We start from the raw sequence: 6,877 nt of genomic DNA on the forward strand, positions 1-6,877 counted from the left end.
TAGCATTATGGTTTCAAAGGATAGCATTATAATTTCATCATCACAGGGATAAATAACCCACATGTAGTTATTGAAGGCGGTTATTGTAGATGAAATAATCCAATATTCGATATAATTATCTTGTATTTTAAAGACAATTTGTCTAAGTTTGATTACCAGCCAATTATAATAAAAGATAGGGATATGATAAATAACAGGCTTGTAAATTCGTTGCCATTTTCATCGCGTCATGAACTTTCTACATTGGTAGAGAATAGGAGAGCGTTTACTTTAGAAAATCTAGAATTAAATGTATTTGAGACTTATCAAAGATCTGAGAAAGTCGCTTTGCAATTTGATGATCTGGTTATCATCAATATGATTCATGGAAAAAAAGTAATGCATCTGCATCAACGAGATTCCTTTGAATATCTACCTGGACAAACCATGATATTGCCGGCATACAGTAAAATGCAGATCGATTTTCCAGAAGCCACCTTTACAGCCCCTACGCAATGTACTGCCCTAACCATAAGCAAAGTGAAGATTGATGAAGTAATTAACCATCTGAATGAGCACTATCCAAAAGTAAATGCATTAACGGATTGGAAATTAGATTTAAATTTATTTCATCTGTATAATACTCCTGAACTGACAGATTTGATTAACAAATTATTCCAAACGATCACTGGTGATAATCCGTTGAAGGATGCACTAACTGATCTAACTTTTCGAGAACTTATTATTCGCTTACTGCAAACGCAATCGTTACTGTCTCTTGATATAGGTAAGACAAAAAATAATACAACATTAGAGCATATCCGAAACTATATACATGCCCACCTTTCTGAGTCCATTACTGTGGAAGTCTTAGAAAAGCAGGCAAATATGAGTAAATCTAGTTTATTTCGTCTTTTTAAGAACGAGTTGGGGATTACACCAATAGAATACATTATTAGGACACGTATTCAGCAGGCAAAGAGTTTGTTGCGAAAAACAAAAAGCGTTAAAGAGACCTGCTTTAGTGTTGGGTTTAATGATGTCAACTATTTTGTACGTCTCTTTAAAAATAGAGTAGGTATAACGCCTGGAGCGTACATCATATGCGGGTAGGCACTATCTTTTTAGCGCTCGATCCAGCTCTCTTTTGCCTTCTCTGTCTTTGATGGTATCACGTTTATCAAAGTCTTTTTTACCTTGTGCTAAAGCTATTTCCACTTTGGCAAAACCTCTAGGACTGATGAAAATACGTAGCGGAACGATAGTAAAACCCTTTTCCTCTCCTTTTAATCTTAATTTTTTCAATTCTCTCTTTGTCAATAACAATTGACGATCACGCTTCGCTTCGTGATTATAAAATGACCCATGCGAATACTCTGCGATATGCATGTTTCTTAAATAAAGACCGTCATGGAAAAAATTGCAAAAACTATCATTAATATTTGCTTTCCCTTCTCGAATTGATTTAATTTCTGTGCCAAGCAGTCGAATTCCAGCCACATACCTGTCAAGTAAGTTGTATTCAAATGATGCTCTTTTATTTTTTATATTGATATCTGATGATATTGCCATAATTTCTTAATATATTTATTCCCATTCCATTTTCAAATACAAACCCAGCTAAGTTTGTGATATGTAATACCACGGAAAAGCAAATATAAATATTATAATGGTGTTTTTTTAGCATTGTTATTTTTGGATTTTAATTTAAGTGTTAAATTAAAATTATTTTTACGATATTTATATGTGAAAAATATGACTAACATTAAATGAAAGTCAGGTTTTGTTTTCGTATGTTTGCATCGTTTTTGATTTAATATTGTATTTCATGCAGTATTTATGAAGTCATTTTGTATTAATCTATTTGGAAGTAGGAATTGAAAGTGCTGATGATGAAGCTGATATTTTGGTAATCATTGGAGTCAAAAACAATTATAAAATTTAAGAAATACCTTTTAATCGCATGAGTAAAGGAAAATTAGGCGAGAGAATATCGCAATTTAAAATCGTTAGTGAGTTAAAAGCTAAAGGCTTATATGCTTATTTTAGACCGATTCAGTCGAGACAAGATACCGAAGTAAAAATTGATGGCAAACGTGTTTTGATGTTTGGTTCTAATTCTTATTTAGGATTAACGACGGATGAACGTATTATCAAAGCTTCTCAAGATGCATTAGCAAAATATGGAACAGGTTGTGCTGGATCTCGTTTTTTAAATGGTACTTTAGATATTCATGTGGAGCTTGAAGAAAAGTTGTCGGCTTATGTGGGGAAAGAGTCAACTATTTTATTCAGTACAGGTTTTCAATCAAACTTAGGACCATTATCATGTCTTACGGGACGTAATGATTATATCTTGTTGGATGAGCGTGATCATGCTTCTATTATCGATGGTAGTCGGTTGTCTTTTTCTAAAGTGATCAAGTATGCACACAACGATATGAATGATTTGCGTGCTAAAATAGCTAGATTACCAGAAGAAAGTGGCAAATTGATTGCAACTGATGGTATCTTCAGTATGGAAGGTGATATCGTTAACTTACCAGAATTGGTGAAAATTGCAGATGAATTTGACGCTACAGTAATGGTCGATGACGCACATAGTTTAGGTGTTATTGGAGAAAAAGGGGCTGGTACGGCATCTCATTTTGGATTAACGGATAGCGCCGATTTGATTATGGGAACTTTCAGTAAATCATTCGCTTCACTTGGTGGATTTGTTTCAGGAGATGCTGATGTTATAGAATACTTGAAACACTCTGCGCGTTCGGTCATGTTTAGTGCAAGTATGACACCGGCTTCTGTTGCTTCGACATTGAAAGCTTTGGAAATTATTCAAGCAGAGCCTCAACATATTGAAAAATTGTGGGCAAATACAAATTACGCTAAAAAATTATTATTAGAAAGTGGTTTTGATTTAGGTGCAACAGAAAGTCCTATTTTACCAATTTTTATTAGAAATAACGAAAAGACATTCTGGGTAACTAAAATGCTTCAAGACGATGGTGTTTTTGTTAATCCAGTAGTTTCACCTGCTGTTCCTGCGGAAGAATCTTTGATTCGTTTCTCACTAATGGCAACGCATAGCTTCGATCAAATTGATGAAGCGATCGAGAAGATGGTTAAGGTCTTCAAATTAGCAGATGTTGAATCATTAATCTAAGTGTCTATTATGATACAGGTTATCCCCGTTGAAACTAAGAAACAGAAACGGTTATATATAGATTTTCCGCATACTTTATATGCGGAAAATCCTTATTATGTACCAGAGCTATATCTTGCTCAGTATGATTTGCTAACTCCTGGCAAGCATCCCTTTTACAAACATTCCTCAACACAATTATTTTTAGCATACAAAGATCAAAAATTGGTCGGTCGTATTGCTGCAATTTGGAATGTGAATCACAATGCCTTTAATCAAGTGCAGGAAGGTCAGTGGGGATTTTTTGATTCCATAAACGATCAAGAAGTCGCAAATGCTTTGTTTCAAGCTGCAAAAGATTGGGTAAAAGCTAAAGGTGGAACGAATATCGTCGGTCCAATTAATTTAACGACCAATGATACCTGCGGTTTATTGGTCGAAGGATTTGATAGTCCTCCTGTAGCCATGATGCCTTATAATTTTGCCTACTATCCAGATCTGGTAACAAATGCCGGTTTTCAAAAGAAAATTGATTTGCGTGCTTATCTGGTGATGGAAAATAAAGCAAGTAAACGATCTGTTCTTCTGCTGGAAAAACTAGAAGAGCGGTTAAATCGTTCCGGAATTAAGATCCGTCAAATGAATTTGAAGGATTTTAAAAATGAAACAGAGCGAATCAGAGAGATTTATAATAAGGCGTGGGATAAAAACTTAGGTTTTGTGCCCTTTACGGAAGATGAATTTAATTACGCAGCTAAAGAAATGAAAATGATTGTTGATCCTAGGTATGCTTTGTTGGCAGAAAAGGATGGTAAAGTCATTGGATTTGCTTTAGGTATTCCAGATATCAACCAAATTTTAATTAAAATCAAGCGCGGAAGATTATTACCTACCGGGATTTTCAAATTATTATTTGGATTGAAAAAGGTAAATCTGATTCGTGTTCTGATGCTTGGGGTACTGGATGAGTACCGTAAATTAGGAATTGAAGCCTGCCTTTATGGTAGCATAATTAAAAATTCTGGAGACGGATTTACCGTTAAAGGAGCAGAATGCTCATGGATGCTTGATACTAATTATATGATGAATCATGCTATCGAGCAAATCAATGGAGAATTGTACAAACGCTATCGTCTGTACGAGCAAGCGCTATGAGAAAAAAAATCTTAATCACAGGCGCAAGTGGTTTTGTCGGTTATCATCTCGTTCAAGCTGCCTCTGAGGCAGGCTTGGAAGTGCATGCAGCCGTTAGGAAAACCAGTGATGTCAGTGAAATAAAGTCTTTTGTTGATCGATTTGTTTATCCTGATTTTAAAAATAAGGATTCATTATTGGAACTGTTAGAGCTAGAGCAATATGCCTATATTGTTCACGCAGCTGCAATGACAAGAGCAAAGAACGAATTAGATCTTGTTGAGGTAAATGTTGGGTATAGCGAATGCTTAGCAGACGCAGTCTTTGAATCCAATATACCGCTTGAACGATTTGTTTTTATCAGTAGTCTCGCAGCGATCGGACCAGTGGCTTATGACGCACCTGCGATCAATGAGCAAAATGATTATCACCCTGTAACAGCATATGGTCGAAGTAAAGTCCTAGCTGAAAAGATGCTTGATAAATATGTTGACAATAAACTTTCCATTATCCGTCCTACTGCAGTATATGGACCCAAAGAGAAAGATCTTTTTGTGTTGTTTAAAACATTAAATACGGGTTTAGATGCTTATATTGGAAAATCACCTCAAAAATTAACTTTTGTTTTTGTAAAAGATCTCGTTAATGCTATTCTGAATGCATGCTTTTTAGATAAAGGCGGCAAGAAAGTTTATAATATTACCGATGGCTTAGTGTATGACCGTTATGAAATGGCAACCATTTTTAAAAAATACACGGCTAAGTCCCTATATCGATTTCATCTTCCACTTCGCTTAGTTAAAGGTGTCGCTCAAGCAATGGATCTCGCCTATAAAAAATCCAACTCCATACCGGTATTGTATCCGGAAAGATTAAATGAATTGACAGCTGCTAGTTGGGCTTGTGATATCAGTTCATCAATAAAAAATATTCAATATAGACCGATTTATGATTTGGATGCTGGCTTGAAAGTTACAATTCAATGGTATCGTGATCATAAATGGTTAAAATAATAAAGAGAGATGAGTGGTCAAAAAATAAACAAAAAACTTTTTCAAGATAGAAAGAGAACAAATATATTGAGTAATCCAGAACAGAAATTTATTTCGTATTTAGTTCCGCGTATTCCAAATTGGATTTCATCCGATGGTCTAACAGCAATTGGTTTGTTTGGTTCCTTAATGATTATGGTAAGTTTTATCCTAGCGCAATATTGGGATATTAATTATTTATTATTAGGTATAGTAGGTTTTTTTATTCAGTGGTTCGGTGATTCACTTGATGGTAGAATTGCTTTTTATAGAAATAAGTCTCGTAAATGGTATGGATTTTCTTTAGATATTGTCATGGATTGGATTAGTACGGTGATGATCGGACTTGGATATGTATTCTATGCTAAAGGTAATTTTGAATTAACTGGTTTTGTTTTGGTGGCTTTGTATGGTTGGGCGATGATTTTATCATTGTTGCGTTATAAGGTGACCGATAAATATACAATAGATGCAGGTATTGTTGGACCAACAGAAATACGTGTCATTATTTGTCTTGTATTGCTTATAGAAGTATTCTTTGTAGGTGCTATCCATTATTTAGTGATGGGAATCTGTGCGATTCTTTTTGTTATCAATGCCATTGATACGAAAAAATTATTGGATTTAGGAGATATTAGAGATGCTGAAGAAAAAAAAACAAAGGAGCCTGAAAACGTTTAACATATGAATGCAAAACTAAAAGAGTTCTTTAGAGCGCAATTATCAGCTTTTGTAGGTGGTCTTTCGGATTTTGGTATATATACTTTTTGCTATAAAGTACTGAGTATTGCGCCCGCATTTTCAAATGTAATTAGTGGCTCTTTAGGAGCGGTCGTTAATTTTGTAATCAACCGTTACTGGTCTTTCAATAATACTTCAGCACCACTTGGAAAACAGCTCGGTAAATTTGTAATCGTAGTTGCTGGAAGTATACTCCTAAAGTCACTTGGCATTTATCTGTTGGATGACAGATTACATTTACATCCTTTGCTATCAAAAGTGATTGTGGAAATTATTGTTTCGTTAGGATTCAATTATACGCTTCAACGCTTTTGGGTTTTTAAAAAGTAACGTTAAAAGAATTAATCCATAATAGGATTGTCAGGTCATCTCTTCTGAGATGACCTTTTTTATTCCCTTTTGCTATAAAAAAATAAATGTTTTCGATACCTATGCATTTTTTATAAAAACGATCGCTCATCAAATAATTTTATGTGATATAGATCGAGTATTCATTTAAGGCATTATTAGAACTGGATTAGGGCAAATATGCTGCTTTTTTAAAATGAAAGTGGGAGAGGATAAATTGTTAGTCTGCTAAAAGGAAAAGGGTTTAATAAAATGTATGATAAATCTTATACTTTAAGTAGGCGTGTTACAGTGCAAGTATTTTATCTAAGGGTAGTAGTGATGTGAAATGAATATCTGATTGCTACCAACTACATACCAAATCCTGACCAACTTCGTATTTAATACCGGTATAATAGGGGTATAACAGGGGGTTAATAGGGGGTTTATAGGGGGTTAGTAGGGGTATACCCCTACTAACCCCCTATAAACCCTACCTAATATCTGATATATGCCCCACTTA

The 6,877-nt window shown here is 34.6% G+C and carries 7 protein-coding genes; 6 read left to right on the forward strand and 1 reads right to left on the reverse strand.

The window, feature by feature from the left end:
- Window positions 1-183: 183 nt before the first annotated feature.
- Entirely contained in the window at window positions 184-1,092 is a 909-nt protein-coding gene (locus tag C8N37_RS22370) for a helix-turn-helix domain-containing protein (protein WP_108161000.1), read from the forward strand.
- A gap of 3 nt (window positions 1,093-1,095) precedes the next feature.
- Here the strand turns inward: C8N37_RS22370 and smpB are convergent, their stop codons facing one another.
- Window positions 1,096-1,551 (reverse strand): SsrA-binding protein SmpB, encoded by a 456-nt coding sequence (gene smpB / locus C8N37_RS22375; protein ID WP_108161001.1) that lies wholly within the window; start codon window positions 1,549-1,551, stop codon window positions 1,096-1,098.
- Between the two features lie 391 nt (window positions 1,552-1,942).
- Between smpB and spt the strand changes: the two genes are divergently transcribed.
- From spt to C8N37_RS22400, 5 genes are read left to right on the forward strand one after another with little or no spacing between them, the layout of a single operon-like run.
- The gene (gene spt / locus C8N37_RS22380) at window positions 1,943-3,142 is read left to right on the forward strand and encodes a serine palmitoyltransferase (RefSeq protein ID WP_108161002.1); all 1,200 of its coding nucleotides are present in this window, start codon (window positions 1,943-1,945) and stop codon (window positions 3,140-3,142) included.
- Between the two features lie 9 nt (window positions 3,143-3,151).
- Window positions 3,152-4,276, forward strand: coding sequence for a hypothetical protein (locus C8N37_RS22385; protein ID WP_045752949.1), 1,125 nt, complete (start codon window positions 3,152-3,154; stop codon window positions 4,274-4,276).
- Complete coding sequence (locus tag C8N37_RS22390; RefSeq protein WP_108161003.1) at window positions 4,273-5,268, forward strand: NAD-dependent epimerase/dehydratase family protein; 996 nt, start codon at window positions 4,273-4,275, stop codon at window positions 5,266-5,268. Before C8N37_RS22385 ends, C8N37_RS22390 begins: the two co-directional genes overlap by 4 nt.
- 9 nt (window positions 5,269-5,277) lie before the next feature.
- Window positions 5,278-5,967, forward strand: a complete 690-nt coding sequence (locus C8N37_RS22395) for a CDP-alcohol phosphatidyltransferase family protein (protein ID WP_108161004.1) — start codon at window positions 5,278-5,280, stop codon at window positions 5,965-5,967.
- Between the two features lie 3 nt (window positions 5,968-5,970).
- The gene (locus C8N37_RS22400) at window positions 5,971-6,357 is read left to right on the forward strand and encodes a GtrA family protein (RefSeq protein WP_108161005.1); all 387 of its coding nucleotides are present in this window, start codon (window positions 5,971-5,973) and stop codon (window positions 6,355-6,357) included.
- Window positions 6,358-6,877 lie beyond the last annotated feature (520 nt).

It is taken from the genome of Sphingobacterium faecium (assembly GCF_003054045.1).
GTDB lineage: Bacteria > Bacteroidota > Bacteroidia > Sphingobacteriales > Sphingobacteriaceae > Sphingobacterium > Sphingobacterium faecium.